Source organism: Streptomyces sp. NPDC037301 (assembly GCF_055602785.1).
Map to the genome: position 1 here is coordinate 1 of NZ_JBVJWD010000059.1, position 20,630 is coordinate 20,630.

A 20,630-nucleotide genomic window follows, 5' to 3' on the forward strand; every position below is an offset into this window, starting at 1 on the left:
TTGAACGCTTTCCAGGTCGCCTTCGAGGGCCGCCTGACTCCCACCGACCACTGACCAACTCAACAACCAAGATCAGCCGTTAAATTGACACACCCCGTCGACCAGCTCGAACGGGATGATCGGCGTCAGTTCTCCCAGATGTCCGGGAGCGAACCGGCCCGCGGCCACGGTCACCGTACGGGTGATGGTCGTCAGCGCCGACGACGGGACACAATGAACAGGCAACGGAACTCCTTATGGGACAAGCTGTCTTGGACGACTGCCTGTACCAACGAGTTCCGTTGCTCTGTGTCAGAAGTCCTTCAACTCCCTTGCGTGGCCTGCGAAAACGCTAACTACCCGGCCTTGGAAGTTCCCCCGCTGAAGTGGACAGCCTGATACTGGGACGGATAGGTCCCGGAGGAAGCAGTCCAGGTTGAGTGGCAAGAGCAACATGAGCAAGCGGTACACGTCGGAGTTCAAGCGGGACGCGGTGGCACTGGTCCGGTCGTCAGGGCGGAATGTCACCGAGGTCGCCCGGGAACTCGGCGTGAGTCCGGAGGGGCTTCGCGGCTGGGTGAAGCAGGCGAAGATTGACCGTGGCGAGGGGGCGCCCGGCGCGCTGACCACGGCGGAGAGGGAAGAGCTCCAGCGGCTGCGCAGGGAGAGCCGGGAACAGCAGCAGACGATCGAGATCTTGAAAAAAGCAGCGGCCTTCTTCGCGAAGGAGTCGATGAAGTAGGCACTCTGTGCCGTTTCATCGACGCGGAGAAGGCCGCCGAGACCAACCCCGACGGCTACAGCGTGGCCCTGCTGTGCCGCGTCACGGGGATCAACCGCTCCACCTACTACTCCTGGCTGGCGGCCCGGCCGGCAGCGGCCGAACGGCAGTGTGCCGAGGATGAGTTGACCGCGGAGATCCGCGAGATCCACGCCTCCTCACGGGGTGCCTACGGTGTTCCGCGCGTGCACGCCGCGCTGCGGCGCAAGGGCCATGCGATCAACCGGAAGAAGGTCGAGCGGATCATGCGCGAGCGTGACATCCGCGGCGTCACCCGCCGCAGGCGCCGCCACCTGACGCAGCAGGACACCAAGGCCGCACCGGCTCCGGACCTGGTCGGCCGCGACTTCACCGCTACCCGGTCTGGCACGAAGCTCGTCGGCGACATCACCTAATCCGGCCGACGATCGAGGGCTGGTGGTATCTCGCGACCGTCATCGACCTGGCGACGCGCGAGGTGATCGGGTACGCGATGGCCGAACACCACCGTGCCGAGCTGGTCACCGACGCGCTGCGGATGGCCGCCGGCCGCGGCGACCTCCAGGGCGGCTGCATCATGCATACCGATCGCGGCAGCGAGTACACGAGTGGCGAATTCCGCACTGTAATACGGGAGTTGAGCCTGAGACAGAGCATGGGACGAACCGGCATATGCTACGATAACGCCGCAGCCGAGAGTTTCTTCGGACTGCTGAAAGCGGAGATCGGCACCACCGTCTGGGAGAGCCGCGAAACGGCCCGCGCCGACGTCTTCCGCTTCATCGAGGTCGAGTACAACCGCACCCGGCTCCGCAAGCACCCCGAGTTCGGGTACCTCACCCCACTCGAAACCCGAGCCAGGCTGCAGCACGACTTCACCCCCGCAGCGTAAGCAACCGCTGTCCAAGATCAGGGGGGAACTTCAGAGCAGAAGGGGGGTCCTGCGTGCGCCCGGCCCTCGCTCCACCATGCACTGCGCCCAGATGATCTTCTGGTCTGCGCGTTCGGTAGCCAAGCCTTTACTTGAATGATCAGCTCGTCCCCGCAGGTCACGGGGACTGTGCCACGCCGAGCCCTATTGTGCGGCGCCTGCCAAGGACTCGCTCTGCCACCAAACGACCGACCTACCGATTCAGCCGCACAACCGTCTGAATCACCAGCCGCCCACCCCCGAAGAGCGGCTTTCCCCGTTCCCACGTTCCATGTCCCCCGCCGAGGGCTCCCGCCTGCGCCACGTTCACTGCCCTCGGCATACTCCGGCCGCCCCGAGCCGCGTGCACAACGCGTGCACAATCGCGCGGGAACTCCCGGGAAACCGCAGGTACGGGCGGGAACTCCAGCAAGACGCATTATGGCCCTGACCAGAACGTTTCCCTGGCCAGGGCCATAATGGCAGACGAGTCGGGCTATACGCCGGGAACAGTCCCTCCGCGGGCAGCGACCTGGTGTCTTCCCTGTCCAGCACCTCGGAACGCCGCAGCAGGCGGGCTCATGATCCTCATCTTCCGAGGTCAGTCATACCTCGGTCGGCCGGGTGGCGTAGAAGGCGACAGCTGAGGCAGCGGCCACGTTCAGGGAGTCGACACCGGCATCCATCGGGATGCGTACATGCTCGTCGGCAGCCAGTAGCGCTCCGGCCGACAGCCCCACCCCCTCCGTGCCCAGCATCAGGGCAAGCTTCTCGTAACGGCGACCGGCGAGCTCATCGAGAGTGATGGAACTCGCCGAGAGGGCGAGGGCCGCGAGCGTGAAGCCGTCCTTCCGGATGACATCGGCGTCACGCGGCCATGACTCAAACCTGGCGTACGGGACCGCGAGGACAGCCCCCATGGACACCTTCACGGCCCGCCTGTAAAGGGGGTCGGCACAGCGCGGGGTGAGGAATACGGCGTCCACTCCCAGAGCCGCCGCATTACGGAAGGCCGCACCCAGATTGGCGTGATCAACGATATCCTCGAAGATCGCAATACGACATTGACCAGCACGCTCTTGTAGACGCAAAGGCAACACCGTGCCGATGTTGGTGTGGTCGTTGACGGCCTCCATGACGACCACCCGGCGGGTCGTCGCCAGCAGCTCGTCGGCCGTCGGCAGTGGTTTGCGCTGCATCGAGGCGAGGGCGCCGCGGTGGACGTGGTATCCGGTGACGCGCTCGGCGAGCTCGGGAGTGACCGCGTACACCGGGGCCGGGACCTCGTCGATGACATCGCGCATCAGATCGATCCACTTCGCCGAGAGCAGCATCGACCGCATCTCGTACCCGGCGTGCCTGGCGCGTCTGATCACCTTCTCGCCCTCGGCGATGAAGAGGCCCTCGGCGGGCTCTCGTCTGCGCCGGAGTTCGACATCGGTCAGTCCGGTGTAGTCGCGCAGGCGGGGGTCGTCGGGGTCGTCGACGGTGATGAGATCAGCCACGGGTTTGATACTGCCTTGTCCGGTGTGTGGTGCCAACGGCTTGGGAGAAGATCCGTTACCGCTGGTTACTCGGCGGGATGCGGGCGGTGCTCGCGCCGGCTATTCGGCGGGGAGCGATACGGAGCTCGCACCGACCGCGACGACGTCGCCGATGACGATGACGGCCGGGGGACGTACGTCTTCGGCGACGGCCCGTTGGGCGACGGTCGCGAGCGTTGCGTCGACCCGGCGCTGGGCTGCCGTGGTGCCCTCCTGGACCAGGGCGACCGGGGTCTCGGGGGCCTTGCCGTGGGCGATGAGGGTACGGGCGATCGCGCCGATCTTGTCGACGGCCATCAGGAGTACGAGCGTGCCGCGCAGCTGGGCGAGGGCCGGCCAGTCGACCAGCGAGCGCTCGTCGTCCGGGGCGACATGGCCGCTCACGACGGTGAACTCATGGGCCACACCGCGGTGGGTGACGGGGATTCCGGCCGCGCCGGGCACGGAGATCGAGCTGGAGATGCCGGGCACGACGGTGCAGGCGATGCCTTCGGCGGCGAGCGCCTGGGCCTCCTCCATGCCGCGGCCGAAGACGAACGGGTCGCCGCCCTTGAGCCGCACGACGGCCTTGCCCGCCTTGGCGTGCTCGATGAGCGCCTGGTTGATCGCCTCCTGGGCCATGTAGCGGCCGTACGGGATCTTCGCGGCGTCGATCACCTCGACGTGCGGAGGGAGTTCGTCGAGCAGGTCACGCGGGCCGAGGCGGTCTGCGATGACGACGTCGGCCTCGGCGAGGAGGCGGCGGCCGCGCACCGTGATCAGGTCCGGGTCGCCGGGGCCGCCGCCGACCAGGGCGACCCCGGGGGTCCGGGTGCGGTGGTGGGGTGCGGCGAGGGTGCCGTCGCGCAGGCCCTCGACGATGGCGTCGCGGACGGCGGCACAGTGGCGCGGGTCGCGGCCGTGGGTGTCGGTGGTGAGGACGGCGACGGTCACGCCCTCGCTGCGGCCGGTGGCCGGGGTCCAGGCGGTGGCGGCGTCGGCGTTGTCGCTGCGGACGCACCAGGTGCGGGTGCGCTCGCCCTCGGCGGATGCGGCGTCGTTCGCCGCGGTGTCGTCGGACGCGATGAGTGCGTACCAGGTGTCGGCCAGGTCCCCGTCGGCGTACGGGCGGCGCTCCCAGCGGATCTCGCCGGCGTCGGCCATCGCCTCGACGGACGGGGTCGCGGCCGGCGATACGAGGACGATGTCGGCGCCTGCCGCGATGAGCGCGGGGAGCCGGCGCTGGGCGACCTGGCCGCCGCCGACCACGACGACCCGGCGGCCGCTGAGACGCAGTCCGACGGGGTACGCAGGGTGATCGGCGTGATCTGCGTGCTCGGCCATGGCGGTGCGGCTCCTCGTAAGGTGCGGGGTGCGGGCCGCTGCGGCGGTGGAGCGGCTGTGACGTGCGGGTTTGTGGGGCAGGGTCCACGATACGGGGTGGGGTGCGGGGGTGCGTGGGGCGCCTGCGGCGGGCTTGCTTCCCCTGCCCGCCCTTCCCGTAACCGGGGCTCCGCCCCGGACCCCGCGCCTCGAACACCGACGAGGCCGGAAAACAAGCCTTTCGGTGATTGAGGAGCGGGGGTCCGGTGGAGGGGCTACTTCTCCGTGACGCCCGCCGCGTCGAACGTCGCCACCTCATGCATCGCCCGCGCCGCACTCTGCACGATCGGCAGCGCCAGCAGCGCGCCCGTGCCTTCGCCGAGGCGGAGGTCGAGGTCGACCAGCGGGCGCAGGCCCAGCTTGTTGAGCGCGGCGACATGGCCGGGCTCGGCGCTGCGGTGGCCGGCGATGCAGGCGGCGAGGGCCTCGGGGGCGATCGCCCGGGCGACCAGGGCCGCGGCGCCCGCGCTCACGCCGTCGAGGATGACGGGCGTACGGAGCGAGGCACCACCCAGCAGGAAGCCGGCCATCGCCGCGTGTTCGAGGCCGCCGACCGATGCCAGGACACCGATCGGGTCTGCCGGGTCGGGCTGGTGGAGTTCGAGGGCCCGGCGGACCACGTCGACCTTGCGGGCGTGCATCTCGTCGTTGATGCCGGTGCCGCGACCGGTCACCTCGGCCGGGTCCATGCCCGTGTACACACAGATCAGTGCGGCCGACGCGGTGGTGTTGGCGATGCCCATCTCACCGGTGAGCAGGCCCTTGTTGCCTGCCGCGACCAGATCACGGGCGGTCTCGATGCCGACCTCGATGGCCGCGAGGACCTCTTCGCGGGTGAGGGCCGGGCCGGTCGTGAAGTCGGCCGTTCCGGCGCGCACCTTGCGGGGAAGGAGGCCGGGGGTCGCTGGCAGCTCCATGGCCACACCGACGTCAACCACGCACACCTCGGCGCCGACCTGGGCCGCGAACGCGTTGCAGACCGCGCCGCCGCCGAGGAAGTTGGCGACCATCTGGCCCGTGACCTCCTGCGGCCAGGCCGTGACGCCCTGGGCGTGCACCCCGTGGTCACCCGCGAAGATCGCGACGGCCGCGGGCTCAGGGATCGGCGGCGGGCACATCCGGGAGAGTCCCGACAGCTGCGCGGAGATGATCTCCAGCATCCCGAGCGCGCCGGCGGGCTTGGTCATCCGCTTCTGGCGTTCCCAGGCCTCGCCGAGCGCCTTGGCGTCCAGCGGACGGATATTGGAGATGGTCTCCTGCAGCAGGTCGTGCGGCTCCTCGCCGGGCAGTGCGCGGCGGCCGTACGTCTCCTCATGGACGACCCAGGACAGCGGGCGGCGCTTGGACCAGCCCGCCTGCATCAGCTCCGGCTCCTCGGGGAACTCGTCGACGTAACCGACACAGAGGTACGCGACGACTTCGAGGTGCTCGGGCAGGCCCAGGGCGCGCACCATCTCGCGCTCGTCGAAGAAGCTGACCCAGCCGACGCCGAGGCCTTCGGCGCGGGCGGCGAGCCACAGGTTCTCGACGGCGAGCGCCGAGGAGTAGGGGGCCATCTGCGGCTGGGTGTGCCGGCCGAGGGTGTGGCGGCCACCGCGGGTGGGATCGGCGGTGACGACGATGTTGACCGGGGTGTCGAGGATGGCCTCGATCTTCAGTTCCTTGAACTGCTTCGCCCGGCCCTTGGGAAGCGACTTGGCATAGGCGTCGCGTTGACGCTGCGCCAGTTCGTGCATGGAACGACGGGTCTCCGCCGAGCGGATGACGACGAAGTCCCAGGGCTGCGAGTGACCGACGCTGGGCGCCGTGTGTGCGGCTTCGAGGACACGGAGCAGAACCTCGTGCGGAATCGGGTCGCTGCGGAAGCCGTTGCGGATGTCGCGGCGCTCGCGCATGACCCGCAGGACGGCCTCGCGCTCGGCGTCGTCGTAGCCGGGGGCGGGCGCGGAGGCGGGAGCCCCGGTCTCTTCGGACTCGGATGCCTCGGGAACTTCCGCTTCCTCGGCCTGGAGCTGGGGCTCGGGCTGGGCCTCGGGCTGTACGGACTCCACGGGCGCGGTCTCCGTGGCCTCTGCACTGTCCGTGGGGGCCGTGATGTCCGGGGTCTCGATGACCTCCGGGCCCGCTTCGGGCTCCGGCTCGGCCACCGTCGGAGCCTCGGCCCCGGGGACGGGCGCGGGGATCGGCTGAGGAGCTTCAGCGGGCGCGACGTTCTCGACAGTCCGGACCGCTTCCGCGGCCTCGGGCTGAGCGGGCTGGACCGGCTCCATCGCGAACACCACGCGCTCGGGCTCGGGCTCGCTTTCCACGGCCTGCTCCACGACTGGGGTCGGGGCCAGGTGCGGGGGCGTCGGCACCGAACCCTCCACGGGCACGAACTGGCCCATGGGAGCGGCTTCCGCGATGTCCTCCGATGCGACGACAGCGACTTCGGCAGGCGCCTCGGACACAGTCTCTGCCAGTGCTCCGGCAGAAACCTCCGCCGGAACCTCGACGGGAGTCTCGACAGTGGTCGGTACCGCGTCGGCCTCGGGAGCACTCACGGCCTCTGGCACCACTACCGGAGCGACCTGCACCGGCTGTTCCTGCTGTGTCGCCGGTACCGGCTCGGCGACCGGCTCCGGCACGACCGTTTCTGCCGCCACCGGCGGAACGACCGGCTGCGGCGCCTCGGCCGACCAGGGGCTTCCGCCCTGCGGCAGGATCTCACCGAGCTGCGGGCCCGGCAGTGCGGCCGCCTCGTCAACCGGCATCTCGAAGTACTCGGGCCCGGTGGTCGGCGGTCCGGCGTGCCGTACGGGGGCCTGCGCCGGGGCCTGCGCGTGGGGCGCGCCCGCCGGTCCGCGGTCGGCGAGCGAGCGGACCACACCGCCGCTCGGCGTTCCGCCGTAGGACGGCCCGCCGTCTGCCGCGACCGGGCCGCGATGCAGCGGCCGGCGCGCCGGGGCCTGGGTCTGCGCTGCCGTGGCCGGAGCGGGAGCCGGGGTGGGCGACGGGATGCGTACGCCCCTCAGGTCGACCGAACCGGAGTCGCGGCCACCGGTCTCGTGCGTCCCCTGGCCGGTCTCGGGCAGGGGTTCGGCCACCGGCTGCTGTGCGGCGTATGCGTCCGCGACCTGCGTCTGGACGGGTTCCTGCACCTGCACCTGCACGGGCCCCTGGGGCTGCGCGGGGGCCTCGCCGACCGGCTGGGAGTGGACCGCGTGTGCCGAGGGCTGGGCCTGATAGGCGTTTTGTTCGGGCAGCAGCGCCTGCGCGGCGACGCCCTCGGGGTACTGGCCGGGGGCCGGTACCGCCTGCGGGTCGCCCCAGGCGCCCTGGGGGCTCGGCATCAGCAGGAGATCGTCGTCCTCGGACACATGCTCGGAGGGAGCGAGGTAGGTGTAGGCATCCGGGGCGGCGATGCCCGGCTGCTCCACCATGCCTGCGTTCTCCGGCAGTCCCTCACCCGGGATCTGGCCGGTGTCACTCATGCGTACCCCTCGCCCATCGTCAGTGCTCCTTCGGCCCATCGCCCGGGACGCCCGACCACGGCACGCCGGCGCTCGTCAACAAGAACGAGCGGGCGCGCCGCGCGGCACGAAACGGTCGCGGACATACTGCATTCTCGCGGCCGTTCGCCGCCGCGGCAGCTCGTTTCGCCACGGCTCGCTGTGGACTGCGCCACGTCGCGCATCCCCCGGTTCTGCCGTACCACAACGGGGGCCAAAACGATCCCCTTTTCAGGACATTGACGAACGAAGCGACGAACGTCCAGCCGCGGTGCAACGATCGGCCAGCCTACCTCGCGCTGTACGCCGACCGGGTCAGGGGGCGAGGTCCGAACGCAGCGCCGAGAGCAGGAACACGACCGAGCGTTCGCGCTCCGACCATGCGGCCGTGTCGAGTTCGACGGACTGGAGGAGCGAACACCGGACGGTGTACCCGTTCCCGGTGAGTGCCGCGCCGAGTGCCTCGGCCTCGTCGCGCGTCGACGCATGGGTCACGATGCGCTCGGGCCGGCGCTCGGCGACGGCGGTGACGACGGGGACTCCCCCGCCCCCGATCCGTACGACATCGGGCTCCGGCAGCCGTTCCAGCACGTGGGGTGCCCGGCCCTCGACGACCTGGAGCTGGACTCCGAAGGACCGGGCCGACGCCGCGGTGCGGGCGCAGGCCGCCGGGTCGCTGTCGACCGCCAGGACCGCCGCCCCGAAACGGGCGGCCTCCACCGCCAGGGCCCCGCTGCCGGAGCCGATGTCCCACAGGAGGTCTCCGGTGCGGGGGCCCAGGCGGGCCAGTTGGGCGGCGCGCAGCCCCGGGGACTCGCCCTCGCCGCTCTCGTCCCCGGCGTCCGCGGCGCCGCCCCGGTATGCCTGAGAGGGCAGTGCCCAGCCTCGTACGCCACGGGGGTAGGCGGGGTGGCGGCCGGCAATCCAGGCGCCGGTGGCCTGCGGTTCGGGGCCACCGCCGATGACGATCACCACGTTGGGGTCGCGCCAGACGTGGTCGGCGGCCTTTTCGGATGTGACGACGCTGACCTGTTCGCGTGCGGTGCCGAGTTCTTCGCAGATGACGAAGGTGCGGTGGACGCCTTCGAGGAGCAGGGCGAGTTCGGCGGGGCCGGCGCCGGGCGAGGTGAGGACGGCGACCTTGTGGTGGGCGCGGCAGACGTTGACGGCGCGCCGCAGGGTGCGGGGATGGGCGACGACGATCTGGGCGTCCTCCCACGGCATCCCGGCGCGGGCGAACGCGGTGGCGACGGAGGACACGGCCGGCACCACTTCGACTTCGAGGCCGTGCTCGGGTGCGCGGAGATTGCGTACGACCCCGAAGAAGCCGGGGTCTCCGTCGGCGAGGACCACGGCGCTGCCGCGGTGTCCGGCGATCCGGCGGGCGGCCAGGTCGATGGAGCCCAGGCGGATCCGTTCGGCGTTCGCCGGGACTTCGGGGAGTGCGAGGTGGTGGGCGGCTCCGGCGACGAGCGTGGCGGCCGAGAGGGCGGCCGTGGCCGCTCCGGTCAGTGGCGAGCCGTCCCAGCCGATCACGGTGACCCGATCGGCCATCTGTCGTCAGTCTCCTGGAGTTGTCGCAGGTGGGGAAGTTCGTGAAGGGCGGGCAGGGTGAGAGTACCCGGTCCGGACCAGTACGGTGCCAGGACCCCTTCGAGGGGTCAGTTCCAGTCGTTGTAGGCGCCGTAGCCGCCCGCGTCGGCGAGCTGCTCGGCCACCCCTTCGAGGTCCTCGGGAAGCAGGCCCCAGACGATCAGGTCGGTCCTGATGTCGGTCCAGCCTCCGTCTGTGCCGTTCTCGGTCCGGGTGCGCGCTATGCGGGCGTTGCGCAGCACTCCCTCGCTGATGCAGCCGAGCTTCTGGGCGACCTGCTGGGAGGCGGTGTTGTCGGCGGCGGTGCGCAGTTCGATGCGCTCGAAGCCCTGGTCGCGGAAGAGCCACTGGGCCAGCGCCAGCACGGACTCGGTGGCGTATCCCTCGCCGCGTGCCCAGGGGGCGGTGATGTACGCGGCCTCGGTGGCGAGGGTGCGCCAGTCGGTGTTGCGCAGGCGGACCGAGCCGACGAGTCGCTGGGTGAGGAATTCGGTGACGGCGAAGACGATGCCGTCGCCCGTGGTGCGCTGTGCGGGTGCGATCCTGCGGACCCAGCGTTCGGCGTCGACCTGGGTGTAGGGGTGAGGGGCTTCGGTCCAGGCCGTCACGAGTTCGTCGTTCATCATCTCGATGTACGCGGGGATGTCCGCCATGTCGAAGGGGCGCAGCACCAACCGATCCGTGCTGATGGAGATGTCCGGAAAGGTGGAAGTCATGCGCAGCTCCATGCCGAAGACCGTGTAAAGACACAGCATGCAGCATCGGGCCGGCGTTGTGCATGGGCGGGTCCGTACGACGGAGCCCCGCGCCCCCCTGGTGGGGTGCGCGGGGCTCGTCGGACAGATTCCGTGCGGGTGTCAGGACTTGGCGGCGGTGCCGAAGGCCGGGATGACCGAGCCCTGGTAGGTGTCCTCGATGAACTTCTTGACCTCGTCGGAGTGGAGGAGCTTCACGAGCTTCTGGACGCGGGCGTCCTTCTCGTTGCCCTTCTTCACGGCGATGATGTTGGCGTACGGGTTGCCGTCGGCCTTCTCCAGCGCCAGGGCGTTCTTGGCGGGCTTGAGATTGGCCTCGATGGCGTAGTTGCCGTTGATGACGGCGGCGTCCACATCGTTCAGGGCGCGGGGCACGGTTGCTGCCTCCAGCTCCTTGAACTCCAGGCCCTTCTTGTCGGTGATGTCGCTCAGCTTGGCGTCGGTGCCGACACCGGACTTGAGGGTGATCAGGCCGTTCTCGGCGAGCAGCTGGAGGGCGCGGCCCTCGTTCGTGGTGTCGTTGGGCACCGCGATGGTCTGGCCGGACTTGATGTCACCGATGGCCTTGACCTTCTTGGAGTAGAGGCCGAGGGGCTCCAGGTGGACGGTGCCGACGGAGACGAGGTGGGTGTTGTTCTTCTTGTTGAAGTCGTCGAGGTACGGCGCGTGCTGGAAGAAGTTGGCGTCGACCTGGCCGGTCTCGGTGGCGGTGTTCGGCAGGACGTAGTCCGTGAACTCCTTGACCTCCAGCTTGAGGCCCGCCTTGGCCGCCAGGTTCTCCTTGACGAAGTTCAGGATGTCGGCGTGCGGCGTCGGGGACGCGGCGACGACGAGCGCCTTGGAGGTGTCGGCCTTGGCGCCGGTCTCGCTCTTGGAGGCCGGGTCGGACGACGTGCCGCAGGCGGTGAGGCCGAAGGCCAGGGCGGCGGTGGCGGCGGCGGCTGCGGCTGCGGTGATCTTGATGTTCTTACGCACGAAAAGTGCCTCTTTCTGGTGGTGAGGGTGGTGCGCCCGGACAAGGAGTTCGGGCTTGAGCGGAGAGGAAGTCTCAGGTGGTGGTGCGGCCCCGGCGGGCCAGCAGGCGTACGGCTCCGTCGCCGATCAGCTGGATCACGGTCACGATGACGATCAGCAGCGCGACGGTGATGAGCATGAACTGGTTGTCGAAGCGCTGGAATCCGTAGGTCACGGCCTTGGAGCCGAGCCCCTCGCCGCCGACCGCACCGGCCATCGCGGAGTAGCCGATGAGCACGATGACGGTGGTGGTCACGCCGGAGATGAGCGAGGGCAGTGCCTGCGGCAGCAGCACCTTGCGCACGATCGTCGGGATGGACCCGCCCATCGACTGGACGGCCTCGACGAGCCCGTGGTCGACCTCGCGGACGGCCGTCTCGACGAGCCGTGCGAAGAACGGGATGGCGCCGACGGCGAGTGGCACGATCATCGCGGTCGGGCCGATGAAGGTGCCGACGACCCAGGTGGTGAAGGGGATCAGGGCGATCAGCAGGATGATGAACGGCAGCGAGCGGCCGATGTTCACGATCACGCCGATGACCTTGTTCACCGGGGTGTTCTGGAGCAGTCCGCCCTTGTCGGTGAGGACCAGCAGGACGCCGAGCGGCAGCCCCACGACAACGGTGACGACCGCGGACCAGAGCACCATGTAAAGGGTGTCGATGGTTCCCTGGGTGAGCAGCGGCTGCATTTCGGACCAGGTCACTTCGCCACCTCCTTGGTAAGCGGGGCGGGGGTCTGTACGGGGATGGAGGTGGCGTCGTGCTCCACGACCTCGGCCTGCAGGCCCTGCTCCCGCAGGAAGCCGATCGGGACGACGTTCTCCTCGAAGCGGCCGGGCAGCTCGATGCGCATCCGGCCGATCTGGTTGCCGCCGACGGTGTCCATCGCGGCGCCCAGGATCGAAATGTCGATGTTGTACGTACGGGAGAGCTGGGAGATCACCGGCTGGGTGGCGGCCTCCCCGTGGAACGTGACGTCGACGACCGTGCGATCGGGGCCGGAGGCCGTACCGCCGACGGGGAACAGCTCGTGGGCCAGTTCGGAGCCGGGGGTGGCGAGCAGTTCACCGACGGTGCCCGACTCGACGATGCGCCCCTTCTGCATCAGCGCGGCCGAGTCGCAGATCGTCTTGACGACGTCCATCTCGTGCGTGATGAGCAGAACGGTCAGGCCGAGCTGCTGGTTGAGGTCGCGCAGCAGCTGGAGGATGGAGCGGGTGGTCTCGGGGTCGAGGGCGGAGGTCGCCTCGTCGGAGAGCAGCACCTTGGGGTCTCCGGCGAGCGCGCGGGCGATGCCGACGCGCTGCTTCTGCCCGCCGGAGAGCTGGCCGGGGTAGGCCTTGGCCTTGTCGGCGAGGCCGACCAGGTCGAGGAGTTCGAGGGCCTTGCGGGAGCGGTCCTTTCCAGAGACGCCGAGGATCTCCAGCGGGAGTTCGACGTTGTCCTGGACGTTGCGCGAGGCCAGCAGGTTGAAGTGCTGGAAGACCATGCCGATGCGGCTGCGCGCCTCGCGCAGCTCCTTGCCGGCCCGGCGGCCCCGGCCGGCAAGGGCGGTGAGGTCCTGGCCGGCCACGGTCACGGTGCCGGAGGTGGGGCGTTCCAGAAGGTTGATGCAGCGGATGAGGGAGGATTTTCCGGCGCCGCTCTGTCCGATGACGCCGTACACCTCGCCCTCGCGGACGTGCAGGTCGACGCCGTCCAGGGCGGTGACCTCGCGGCCGCGCGACTGGTAGACCTTCGTGAGGCCCGAAGTGGTGATCACAGGGGTTTCCGTCACTGTCGAGTGCGCGGCGCGGTGTCCGCCGGGCACGGGGCATTCGTCTGATGAGACTGTTTGGACGTTTCGATCGGACGTTCCAAGCGGGGGTCTCGGCACGGCCGGCTGCGGCGGGTGGCCGGAACAGCGGTGCTCGGGCAGGCTCGTTCCGCCGGGTGCGGACGGCTCGGGCTCGGTCTCGCTTCGGGGCGCGAGGCTCAGGCGGGGGCCCTCAGAAGGCGCGCATTCGACACATACAACGAGCACCGGGCGTCGTGATCGCCTCGGTCGCAAGGATGCGGTTGCTCGTCGTGGTCATGGCCCAAGTAAAACAGACGTAACGTTCCGCCCGGCCCGCCTGTCCGAATAGCGGACAGCCGTGGATGGCGGTGCGAGCCGGTTCAGCCGACCGCCGTGATTTCCACGCCCTGGGCTGTGACCTGCACCGATATGGCGGAGAGGTCATCGATGACAACATCCGCGTCCAGCTCGGACCGGTCGTGCGTTGTGGCCAAGGCCACGGTCTTCATGCCTGCCGCCCGTCCGGCCCGCAGTCCGGCGGGGGCATCCTCGAAGACCACGCAGCGGGCCGGGTCGACGCCGAGGCGCGCGGCGGCCAGGAGGTAGGGCTCGGGGTCGGGCTTGCCCCGGGAGACGTCCTCGGCGGCGATCATCACGGGGAAGTCGATGCGTACCTCACGCAGCCGCGCCTCGCCGAGCAGCCGGGTGGCGGAGGTGACGACGGCCCAGCGGTGCGCGGGCAGCGCACCGAGCAGTTCCTTGGTGCCGGGCAGGATCACGACTCCGCCGGAGGCGTCCTCGACCTCCAGCTGTTCTATACGGGCCAGAGCCCCGTCGACCCGGTCCGCGGGAAGCAGTTCGGCGATGATCTCGCCTGCCGTCCGGCCGTGCAGTTCGATGCCCTGGAAGTCCTCCGCTGTGATCCCGTACTCCTGGGCCCACCGGGTCCAGCAGCGGTACACCGACTCGATCGAGGAGAGCAGTGTTCCGTCGTTGTCGAACAGCAGGGCTTCGGCATGGATCTTCATGTGCATCGACACTAGGGCCTTGCCCTCGGGCCATGTCCTGCGGGTACGGGGGCGCACGCAGGGGGCCTTTTGGTCCGTAATACCCTCACCTCATGCTTGACGCCCTGACGATCGCGGTCGCCGTGACCGCGCTCGCCCTCACCGCCTGGTGCGGTTTCGCCGCATACCGGGACCAGCCGACCAAGGACTGGCACTTCATCGGGATGGCAGTGGTCTCCCTGCTGGCGCTGGCCCAGCTGGTGGTGGGCGTCGTGCAGCTGTCCCGGGGCGAACGGCCCGAGCAGGGCATGACGATCTTCATCGCGTATCTGATCGGGGCCTTCCTCGCCGTGCCCGCGGCGGGTTTCCTGTCGCTCACCGAGCGGACCCGATGGGGTTCGGTGACGGTGGCGGCCGGCGCGGTCGTGCTGGCCGTCCTCGAAGTTCGGCTCTACGACATCTGGGGAAACTGACCGTGACCGACACCGATCGCACCCCCGCAGCGGCCACCGGCGAGAAGCAGCCCTTCGACCTCGGCACCGGTCCCGGCCGGGTACTGGTCTGGTTCTACGGGGTGTTCACCGTCGCGGCGGCCTCCCGCTCGATCGTCCAGATGATCCTGGATTTCGACAAGGCGCCGCTCGCCTATGCGCTGTCGGCCGTCGCCGCCCTCGTGTACGGATTCATCACGTACTCGCTGGTGCGCGGCGGCGAGAAGGCGCGCAGGTCGGCGCTGGTGTGCTGCGCCGCCGAGCTCCTCGGTGTGCTGGTCGTGGGGACCTGGACGATGGTGGAGCCCTCGGCGTTCGCGGACGCCACCGTCTGGTCCGACTTCGGTATGGGCTATCTGTTCATCCCGGTGATCCTGCCGATCACCGGGATGATGTGGCTGCGCCGGGCGAAAAACGCGTAGGCGGAGCGAGAACGCGTAACCGGCCCTACGCGCTGGCCACATAGGCGGGGGCGGTCGCGTCCTTCTCCAACAGGATCATCCGGACGCCGTCCCGGCCGGTCTCGTTGCCCACGGGGGCGTAACCCGCCCGCTGGTAGAGCCGCAGATTGCCGTCGCTGCGATGGCCGGTGTGCAGCCGGAAGCGAGTGGCCGACCGTTCGTCGACGAGTCCCGACTCCGCGGCCCGCAGCAGCCGGGCGCCGAGCCCGTGCCCCTGGAGCCGCGGGTGGACGCAGAGCCTCGCGATCTGCCCGGTGCCGTCCTGATCGGTGGATCCGCGGACCGAGCCGACGACCTCGTCCCCCAGCCGCGCCACGAACACCAGATTCGTGGCGATCTCCGCGCGCACCGAATCGAGGGTCTGGACGAGCGGGTCGATCCGGTAGTTCCCGTACAGCTCCGCCTCGCTCTGGAAGCAGAGGTACTGAAGTTTCAAGATCTGTTCGGCGTCCTGTGCCGCCGCCGCCGAGATGATCACGCTCATGCCCATGTGCGCATGCCTCCGCCCACCTGATCCACCGGTTGTTTCTCACGCTCCTTTCCCCGCAGTTCAGGAGCTACAACCTCCGCCGCGAGCATTCTGCGCAGACATCCAAGGCATCGGGAACGGATCGGACCCAAACTCCCCTGTGACATACCCAACTTCCCTGCGATTTCCCGGTAAGTGGGATCATTGGGCGCGAGCATCGCCGCCAGCAGCCGGGCGCACCGGCCGGGCAGCCGTTCCACCGCGGCGCGCAGCGCCCGGCGCTCGTCGGCGCCGACGACGATCCGCTCCGGGCAGCCGGCCGGATCCGCGGAGGTCTCGTCACGGTAGGGGCGTTCGCGCCGGGCGGTACGGCGGGCCCTGCGGGCCTCCGCCCGTACGGCGTCCCGCACCCAGCGCGCCGTGTCCACCGGCGGCCCGTCCTGCGCGAGCCGCTCCAACAGCCTTAGCCAGACGGCCTGTTCGAGATCGGCGGTTTCGATCGCCGCACCCGTTGCCGAGGCTGCCGCCTCGGCCGCGGCCTCGGCACTCACCAGTGGATACAGGGAATGGACGACCGCCGCGGGCCCGGCGGCGGTCCCCGCGGGGGCAAGATCGATAAACGTCATGCCCCGGCCGACGCACCTGTGCCGACGGCCGGTTGCCGTAGTCGGCGAGCACCACCCGGCCGGGGCACGCCCCGGCCGGGTGCTGACGCCGGTGTCACTTCGCGGCGAAGTCCGCCGCAGCGAGAAGAGCGGTGTCTGGATTGTCGGAGAAGATCCCGTCGATGCCCGTCGCGAAGTAGGCCTGGAACGCGCCGAATGCGTCACCGTACGCGTTGGGGTCCGTGCCCCGTCGGAAGTCGGCAGGCAGGAAGGAGTTCTCGTTGCGCATGGTGTACGGGTGGAGGACCAGGCCCTGGGCGTGCGCATCCTTCACCAGGGTGGTCGGTGCGGTGAGCCGGCCCGAGGCATCCTTGGGAATGATCAGGTCCAGAGTGGGTCCGATACCCTGCGCGAAGGACGCCATCCACTTCAGGCCCTCGGGCTTCACCAGGTCGGCGACGGTACGCGGATCTCCGGACGTCACGAAGTCCCAGGGCCGCGCGCCCGTGCCGGAGAGCAGTACGACGCGCGGGGTGGAGACGAGTCCTGCCAGCCGCTGGATGCTGCCGGGCTCGAAGGACTGGAGGATGAGCGGCGACTGCTTGCGGTGGCGGTTGTAGCGGCGCAGCAGCTTGGCGAGGGGCTCCTCGAGTCCGAGGCCGAGACCGCGGAAGTACGTGGGGTGCTTGGTCTCGACGTACAGCCAGACCGGCTTGCCGCGCTTGCGGCCCTCGCGGTCGGCCCACTGGAGCACCTCTTCGAACGTGGGTACCTCCCAGCGGCCGTCGTACAGCGTGTTCTTCTGACGGGTGCCGGGGATGCGCTCCTTGGCGCGGAGCGTCTTCAGCTCGGCGAGGGTGAAGTCCTCGGTGAACCAGCCGGTGAGAGAGACCCCGTCGACCTTCTTCGTGGTTTTGCGGCTCGCGAACTCGGGGTGGGCGGAGACATCGGTGGTGGCGGTGATGTCGTTCTCGTGACGGCAGACGAGATGGCCGTCCTTGGTCGGCACCAGGTCCTGCTCGATGATGTGCGCGCCCATGTCGAGGGCCAGCTGGTAGGAGCCGAGGGTGTGCTCGGGCCGGTAGCCGCTGGTGCCGCGGTGTCCTATGACGGTGGGCACCGGCAGATCGAGGCGGAAGCCGTGGCCCCCGCCGTGGCCGCCGGACCGCTCGGCGGCGTTCTCGGCGGCGTCGGCCGGTCCGCCGGCCAGTCCGAGGGCGGCCGTGCCCAGTACGGCGGCCCCCGCTCCCAGCAGGGTTCTGCGGCCGGGACCTGCCTGCGCGCGCTCTGTCATGAATGCTCCTCACGTGTGATGTCTCGCACCTGTCGGGCGAGGCCCGAGCGTATGGAGTCGTACCGTCGTAGAAACAGCTCCTGGACGAACTTGGCGGAAACACACGTCAACACTGCGTATCCACTCGATGAACCCGATGTGCGAGGGGCGAGTACCCGCGAGTATCGTCCTCACCTGCATGGACCGTCACGATCCCGCGCCCCGGCCGGCCGGCCACTACACCGGAGGAACCGTTGTCCCGACACGCACTCATCAAGGCAGTGCTCGGACCGATCTTGCGTCTGATGTTCCGCCCCCAGGTGGAGGGTGTGGAAAACATTCCCGGGGACGGTCCGGTGATCCTCGCGGGCAATCATCTGACGTTCATCGACTCGATGATCATGCCGATCTGCTGCGACCGGCAGGTTTCCTACATCGGCAAGGACGAGTACGTGACGGGCAAGGGGCTCAAGGGCCGGGCGATGGCCTGGTTCTTCACGGGCTGCGGCATGATCCCGGTGGACCGGGACGGCGGCCGCGGCGGTGTCGCGGCGCTGATGACGGGCCGTCGGGTGCTGGAGGAGGGCAAGGCATTCGCCATCTACCCGGAGGGCACCCGCTCCCCCGACGGCCGCCTCTACCGGGGCCGTACGGGCATCGCCCGGCTGACGCTGATGACGGGTGCGCCGGTGGTGCCGTTCGCGATGATCGGTACGGACAAGCTGCAGCCCGGTGGTGCCGGTCTGCCCCGTCCCGGCAAGGTGACGGTCCGTTTCGGTGCTCCGATGGAGTTCTCCCGCTACGAGGGCATGGACCGCGACCGCTATGTGCTGCGGGCGGTGACCGACTCCGTGATGGCCGAGGTGATGCGGCTGTCGGGTCAGGAGTACGTCGACATGTATGCGACGAAGGCCAAGGCCGCGTGAACTGACGCGCAGAACATACGGAAGGGCCCGTACCCCGGTCGGGCCCTTCCGTATGTCATCACCACTCGTACGGCCCAAGGCGTGGGCGGCTACTGGTGGACGATGCCGTCCTCCAGCTTCTGACCGCGCAACAGGAACCAGGCGGCGACGGCCGTCGCCAGCAGGACCGCCGCGCCGACACCCGCCGCGAGTCGCAGTCCGTCGACGAACGACTCCTGTGCCGCGGAGACCAGCGCGCTCGCCTGCTGCGCCGGAAGGCCGTGGGTCGCTTCGACTGCGCCGCCCAGCGACTCATGGGCCGCTGCGGCGTTGGCGGACGGAACGCCGTTCGGGGTGGTGAAGTCCTGGTAGACGCCGGTGACGATGGAGCCGAGCAGAGCGATGCCGAGGGCCGCGCCGAGTTCGTACGCCGTCTCCGAGACCGCGCCCGCGGAGCCTGCCTGCTCCTTCGGGACGCTGGAGAGGATCACATCGGAGGTGACGGTGAAGGCGAAGCCCGCACCGACGCCGACGACCAGCAGCACCGCGCCGATCAGCGGATAGGCGGTCTCCTTGTGGATCAGGGTGACCGCGGCGAGCGCCAGGCCGATCGCCCCGAGACCGCCGGACACCACCGACCGCACCGAGTAGCGCCGGGCTGCCAGGCCGGCGCTCAGACCCGCGGTGACCGCACCGACGGCTGCGGGCAGTTCGGCAAGCCCGGCCTCCAGCGGCCCGCGTCCCTGTACCAATTGCAGGAACTGGGAGAGGAAGAAGACGAGCCCGGACAGGCCGAGGATGGTCAGCAGATCGGCGAGGACCGCGCCCGAGAAGCCCCGGTGGTGAAAGAGCCGCATGTCCAGCAGAGGTGCGGGGAGCGTGAGTTGTCTGCGTACGAACCAGCAGAGCGCGGCCAGGCCGCCGATGCCCGCGACGGCGGCCTCCGAGCTCGCGCCGTGCGCGGCCAGCTCCTTGATGGCGTATACGACTCCGATCATGCCGATGAAGGAGAGCGCCACGCTGACCAGGTCCCACGGGCCCGGTGCCGGATTCTTCGACTCGGGGATCATTTTGATGCCGACAACCACGAGGACGGCCATGACCGGCAGGTTGATCAGGAAGACCGAGCCCCACCAGAAGTGCTCCAGGAGGAAGCCGCCGACGACAGGACCGACGGCCGCACCCGCGGAGGCCATGGCTCCCCAGATACCGATGGCGAGGCTGCGCTCGCGCGGATCGTGGAAGAGGTTGCGGATCAGGGCGAGCGTGGACGGCATCAGGGTGGCACCGGCGACACCGAGCAGCGCCCGCGCCAGGATCATCATCTCGGGCGTGCTCGCGTAGGCGTTGAGTACGGACACCGCGCCGAAGGCGACGGCACCGGTCAGCAGCAGCTTCTTGCGGCCGATGCGGTCACCGAGACTGCCCATAGAGACGAGGAGCCCGGCGATGACGAAGGAGTAGACGTCGCCGATCCAGAGCAGCTGGGTGCCGGACGGCTTGAGGTCCTCGGTGAGGAAGGGGGTGGCGAGGCCGAGGACTGTGGCGTCCACGGCCACGAGCAGCACAGCAAGGACGAGGACGGCCAGGGCGATCCACCGCCCCGGACGGCGCAGCTCCTGGGAGGTTTCCGCGTGCTGTTCGAGACTGCTCATTGCTCCACGCTCCGGCGTGCACCGCCGAGCAGCAACTCGACGATCATGTACTGGAAGTCCTGCCCGGCGACCCGGCCGTCCTGGACGGCCCAGGCGCCGGAGGAGATGAGCCCGTAGAGGGCCTCGGTCAGCCAGGCGGGAGTGAGGTCGATGCGGAACTCGCCGCGCTCCTGGCCGCGCCGGAAGAGGGCGGAAACCCGGGCGTCGAGCCGGTTCCAGCCTTCGTTCACCTCGTCGCCTTCGAAGAGCTGATTCTCGGTGACGAGGAAGGAGAGCAGTCCGGCGCTCGGCTCGACGGCCGCGACGAGTCGGCGCAGCGCCTCCTCGCAGCTCCCCTCGTCGAGTGCGGCGGCGTCCAGGGCGGCTTCGAACTCCTGGATTCCCAGGTTCTCCAACGCTTTGACCAGGGCGTCCCGTCCGGCGAAGTGCCGGTGCAGGGTGGCGCGTCCGATGCCTGCGGCTCTGGCGACCTCGTCCATGGTGGCGGTCGATTTGCGGGTCAGCAGGGCGGCGGCGCTGCGCAGCACCTGCTCACGGTCGAGAGTCATGAGACAACAATAAACCATATGAGACAAGA

The 20,630-nt window shown here is 69.5% G+C and carries 21 protein-coding genes; 6 read left to right on the top strand and 15 right to left on the bottom strand.

Going from position 1 to position 20,630, the window contains the following annotated elements:
- Window positions 1-72: 72 nt before the first annotated feature.
- Window positions 73-225, bottom strand: a complete 153-nt coding sequence (locus ACZ7IB_RS42510) for a hypothetical protein (RefSeq protein WP_470920262.1) — start codon at window positions 223-225, stop codon at window positions 73-75.
- 190 nt (window positions 226-415) lie between these two features.
- On the opposite strand from ACZ7IB_RS42510, the gene ACZ7IB_RS42515 reads away from it, so the two are divergent.
- The 3 genes from ACZ7IB_RS42515 to ACZ7IB_RS42525 all read left to right on the top strand — a co-directional run bounded on the left by ACZ7IB_RS42515 (window position 416) and on the right by ACZ7IB_RS42525 (window position 1,631).
- On the top strand, window positions 416-721 hold the full coding sequence (locus tag ACZ7IB_RS42515; protein ID WP_470920214.1) for a transposase: 306 nt from the start codon (window positions 416-418) through the stop codon (window positions 719-721).
- 62 nt (window positions 722-783) lie between these two features.
- Window positions 784-1,155 carry an IS3 family transposase gene (locus tag ACZ7IB_RS42520; protein ID WP_470920216.1) on the top strand — a complete coding sequence of 124 codons (372 nt, stop codon included), beginning with the start codon at window positions 784-786 and terminating at the stop codon, window positions 1,153-1,155.
- 11 nt (window positions 1,156-1,166) lie between these two features.
- Window positions 1,167-1,631, top strand: coding sequence for a DDE-type integrase/transposase/recombinase (locus ACZ7IB_RS42525; protein WP_470920258.1), 465 nt, complete (start codon window positions 1,167-1,169; stop codon window positions 1,629-1,631).
- A 623-nt stretch (window positions 1,632-2,254) separates the two neighbouring features.
- Here ACZ7IB_RS42525 and ACZ7IB_RS42530 read toward each other — a convergent pair.
- The 9 genes from ACZ7IB_RS42530 to ACZ7IB_RS42570 form a co-directional block, all read right to left on the bottom strand.
- Window positions 2,255-3,154, bottom strand: coding sequence for a TrmH family RNA methyltransferase (locus ACZ7IB_RS42530; RefSeq protein WP_470920217.1), 900 nt, complete (start codon window positions 3,152-3,154; stop codon window positions 2,255-2,257).
- A 99-nt stretch (window positions 3,155-3,253) separates the two neighbouring features.
- Window positions 3,254-4,516, bottom strand: coding sequence for a uroporphyrinogen-III C-methyltransferase (gene cobA / locus ACZ7IB_RS42535; protein WP_470920218.1), 1,263 nt, complete (start codon window positions 4,514-4,516; stop codon window positions 3,254-3,256).
- Window positions 4,517-4,770: 254 nt separating this feature from the next.
- Window positions 4,771-8,028 carry a nicotinate-nucleotide--dimethylbenzimidazole phosphoribosyltransferase gene (gene cobT / locus ACZ7IB_RS42540; RefSeq protein WP_470920220.1) on the bottom strand — a complete coding sequence of 1,086 codons (3,258 nt, stop codon included), beginning with the start codon at window positions 8,026-8,028 and terminating at the stop codon, window positions 4,771-4,773.
- 333 nt (window positions 8,029-8,361) lie between these two features.
- On the bottom strand, window positions 8,362-9,600 hold the full coding sequence (gene cbiE, locus ACZ7IB_RS42545) for a precorrin-6y C5,15-methyltransferase (decarboxylating) subunit CbiE (protein ID WP_470920221.1): 1,239 nt from the start codon (window positions 9,598-9,600) through the stop codon (window positions 8,362-8,364).
- Window positions 9,601-9,707: 107 nt separating this feature from the next.
- Window positions 9,708-10,394 (bottom strand): GNAT family N-acetyltransferase, encoded by a 687-nt coding sequence (locus ACZ7IB_RS42550; protein ID WP_383073787.1) that lies wholly within the window; start codon window positions 10,392-10,394, stop codon window positions 9,708-9,710.
- Between the two features lie 102 nt (window positions 10,395-10,496).
- A complete protein-coding gene (locus ACZ7IB_RS42555; protein WP_470920223.1) occupies window positions 10,497-11,369 on the bottom strand; it encodes a MetQ/NlpA family ABC transporter substrate-binding protein in 873 nt (290 codons plus the stop codon).
- Between the two features lie 73 nt (window positions 11,370-11,442).
- Window positions 11,443-12,114 (bottom strand): methionine ABC transporter permease, encoded by a 672-nt coding sequence (locus ACZ7IB_RS42560; RefSeq protein ID WP_470920224.1) that lies wholly within the window; start codon window positions 12,112-12,114, stop codon window positions 11,443-11,445.
- The gene (locus tag ACZ7IB_RS42565) at window positions 12,111-13,172 is read right to left on the bottom strand and encodes a methionine ABC transporter ATP-binding protein (RefSeq protein WP_470920226.1); all 1,062 of its coding nucleotides are present in this window, start codon (window positions 13,170-13,172) and stop codon (window positions 12,111-12,113) included. Before ACZ7IB_RS42565 ends, ACZ7IB_RS42560 begins: the two co-directional genes overlap by 4 nt.
- 395 nt (window positions 13,173-13,567) lie before the next feature.
- A complete protein-coding gene (locus ACZ7IB_RS42570; protein ID WP_470920228.1) occupies window positions 13,568-14,215 on the bottom strand; it encodes an HAD family hydrolase in 648 nt (215 codons plus the stop codon).
- A 92-nt stretch (window positions 14,216-14,307) separates the two neighbouring features.
- Between ACZ7IB_RS42570 and ACZ7IB_RS42575 the strand changes: the two genes are divergently transcribed.
- Together ACZ7IB_RS42575 and ACZ7IB_RS42580 are read left to right on the top strand one after the other, a co-directional pair.
- Complete coding sequence (locus ACZ7IB_RS42575) at window positions 14,308-14,667, top strand: hypothetical protein (RefSeq protein WP_470920229.1); 360 nt, start codon at window positions 14,308-14,310, stop codon at window positions 14,665-14,667.
- A gap of 2 nt (window positions 14,668-14,669) precedes the next feature.
- The gene (locus ACZ7IB_RS42580) at window positions 14,670-15,107 is read left to right on the top strand and encodes a hypothetical protein (protein ID WP_405689181.1); all 438 of its coding nucleotides are present in this window, start codon (window positions 14,670-14,672) and stop codon (window positions 15,105-15,107) included.
- Window positions 15,108-15,132: 25 nt separating this feature from the next.
- On the opposite strand, the gene ACZ7IB_RS42585 is transcribed toward ACZ7IB_RS42580, so the two are convergent.
- The 3 genes from ACZ7IB_RS42585 to ACZ7IB_RS42595 form a co-directional block, all read right to left on the bottom strand.
- On the bottom strand, window positions 15,133-15,636 hold the full coding sequence (locus ACZ7IB_RS42585; protein WP_470920230.1) for a GNAT family N-acetyltransferase: 504 nt from the start codon (window positions 15,634-15,636) through the stop codon (window positions 15,133-15,135).
- Entirely contained in the window at window positions 15,627-16,241 is a 615-nt protein-coding gene (locus tag ACZ7IB_RS42590; RefSeq protein ID WP_470920232.1) for an RNA polymerase sigma factor, read from the bottom strand. Before ACZ7IB_RS42590 ends, ACZ7IB_RS42585 begins: the two co-directional genes overlap by 10 nt.
- A gap of 94 nt (window positions 16,242-16,335) precedes the next feature.
- Complete coding sequence (locus ACZ7IB_RS42595; RefSeq protein ID WP_470920233.1) at window positions 16,336-17,514, bottom strand: glycerophosphodiester phosphodiesterase; 1,179 nt, start codon at window positions 17,512-17,514, stop codon at window positions 16,336-16,338.
- A gap of 233 nt (window positions 17,515-17,747) precedes the next feature.
- On the opposite strand from ACZ7IB_RS42595, the gene ACZ7IB_RS42600 reads away from it, so the two are divergent.
- Window positions 17,748-18,419: a lysophospholipid acyltransferase family protein gene (locus tag ACZ7IB_RS42600; protein WP_266363024.1), complete on the top strand. Its 672-nt coding sequence runs from the start codon at window positions 17,748-17,750 to the stop codon at window positions 18,417-18,419.
- Window positions 18,420-18,508: 89 nt separating this feature from the next.
- Here the strand turns inward: ACZ7IB_RS42600 and ACZ7IB_RS42605 are convergent, their stop codons facing one another.
- Window positions 18,509-20,053, bottom strand: coding sequence for an MFS transporter (locus tag ACZ7IB_RS42605; protein ID WP_470920235.1), 1,545 nt, complete (start codon window positions 20,051-20,053; stop codon window positions 18,509-18,511).
- Complete coding sequence (locus ACZ7IB_RS42610; RefSeq protein ID WP_470920237.1) at window positions 20,050-20,601, bottom strand: TetR/AcrR family transcriptional regulator; 552 nt, start codon at window positions 20,599-20,601, stop codon at window positions 20,050-20,052. Before ACZ7IB_RS42610 ends, ACZ7IB_RS42605 begins: the two co-directional genes overlap by 4 nt.
- Window positions 20,602-20,630 lie beyond the last annotated feature (29 nt).

Excerpts from the sequence above, each read along its gene's own strand:
- cobA (WP_470920218.1), bottom strand. The coding sequence starts at position 4,516 with ATGGCCGAGCACGCAGATCACGCCGATCACCCTGCGTACCCCGTCGGA.
- cobT (WP_470920220.1), bottom strand. The coding sequence starts at position 8,028 with ATGAGTGACACCGGCCAGATCCCGGGTGAGGGACTGCCGGAGAACGCA.
- cbiE (WP_470920221.1), bottom strand. The coding sequence starts at position 9,600 with ATGGCCGATCGGGTCACCGTGATCGGCTGGGACGGCTCGCCACTGACC.
- ACZ7IB_RS42550 (WP_383073787.1), bottom strand. The coding sequence starts at position 10,394 with ATGCTGTGTCTTTACACGGTCTTCGGCATGGAGCTGCGCATGACTTCC.
- ACZ7IB_RS42570 (WP_470920228.1), bottom strand. The coding sequence starts at position 14,215 with ATGAAGATCCATGCCGAAGCCCTGCTGTTCGACAACGACGGAACACTG.
- ACZ7IB_RS42575 (WP_470920229.1), top strand. The coding sequence starts at position 14,308 with ATGCTTGACGCCCTGACGATCGCGGTCGCCGTGACCGCGCTCGCCCTC.
- ACZ7IB_RS42585 (WP_470920230.1), bottom strand. The coding sequence starts at position 15,636 with ATGGGCATGAGCGTGATCATCTCGGCGGCGGCGGCACAGGACGCCGAA.
- ACZ7IB_RS42590 (WP_470920232.1), bottom strand. The coding sequence starts at position 16,241 with ATGACGTTTATCGATCTTGCCCCCGCGGGGACCGCCGCCGGGCCCGCG.
- ACZ7IB_RS42595 (WP_470920233.1), bottom strand. The coding sequence starts at position 17,514 with ATGACAGAGCGCGCGCAGGCAGGTCCCGGCCGCAGAACCCTGCTGGGA.
- ACZ7IB_RS42605 (WP_470920235.1), bottom strand. The coding sequence starts at position 20,053 with ATGAGCAGTCTCGAACAGCACGCGGAAACCTCCCAGGAGCTGCGCCGT.
- ACZ7IB_RS42610 (WP_470920237.1), bottom strand. The coding sequence starts at position 20,601 with ATGACTCTCGACCGTGAGCAGGTGCTGCGCAGCGCCGCCGCCCTGCTG.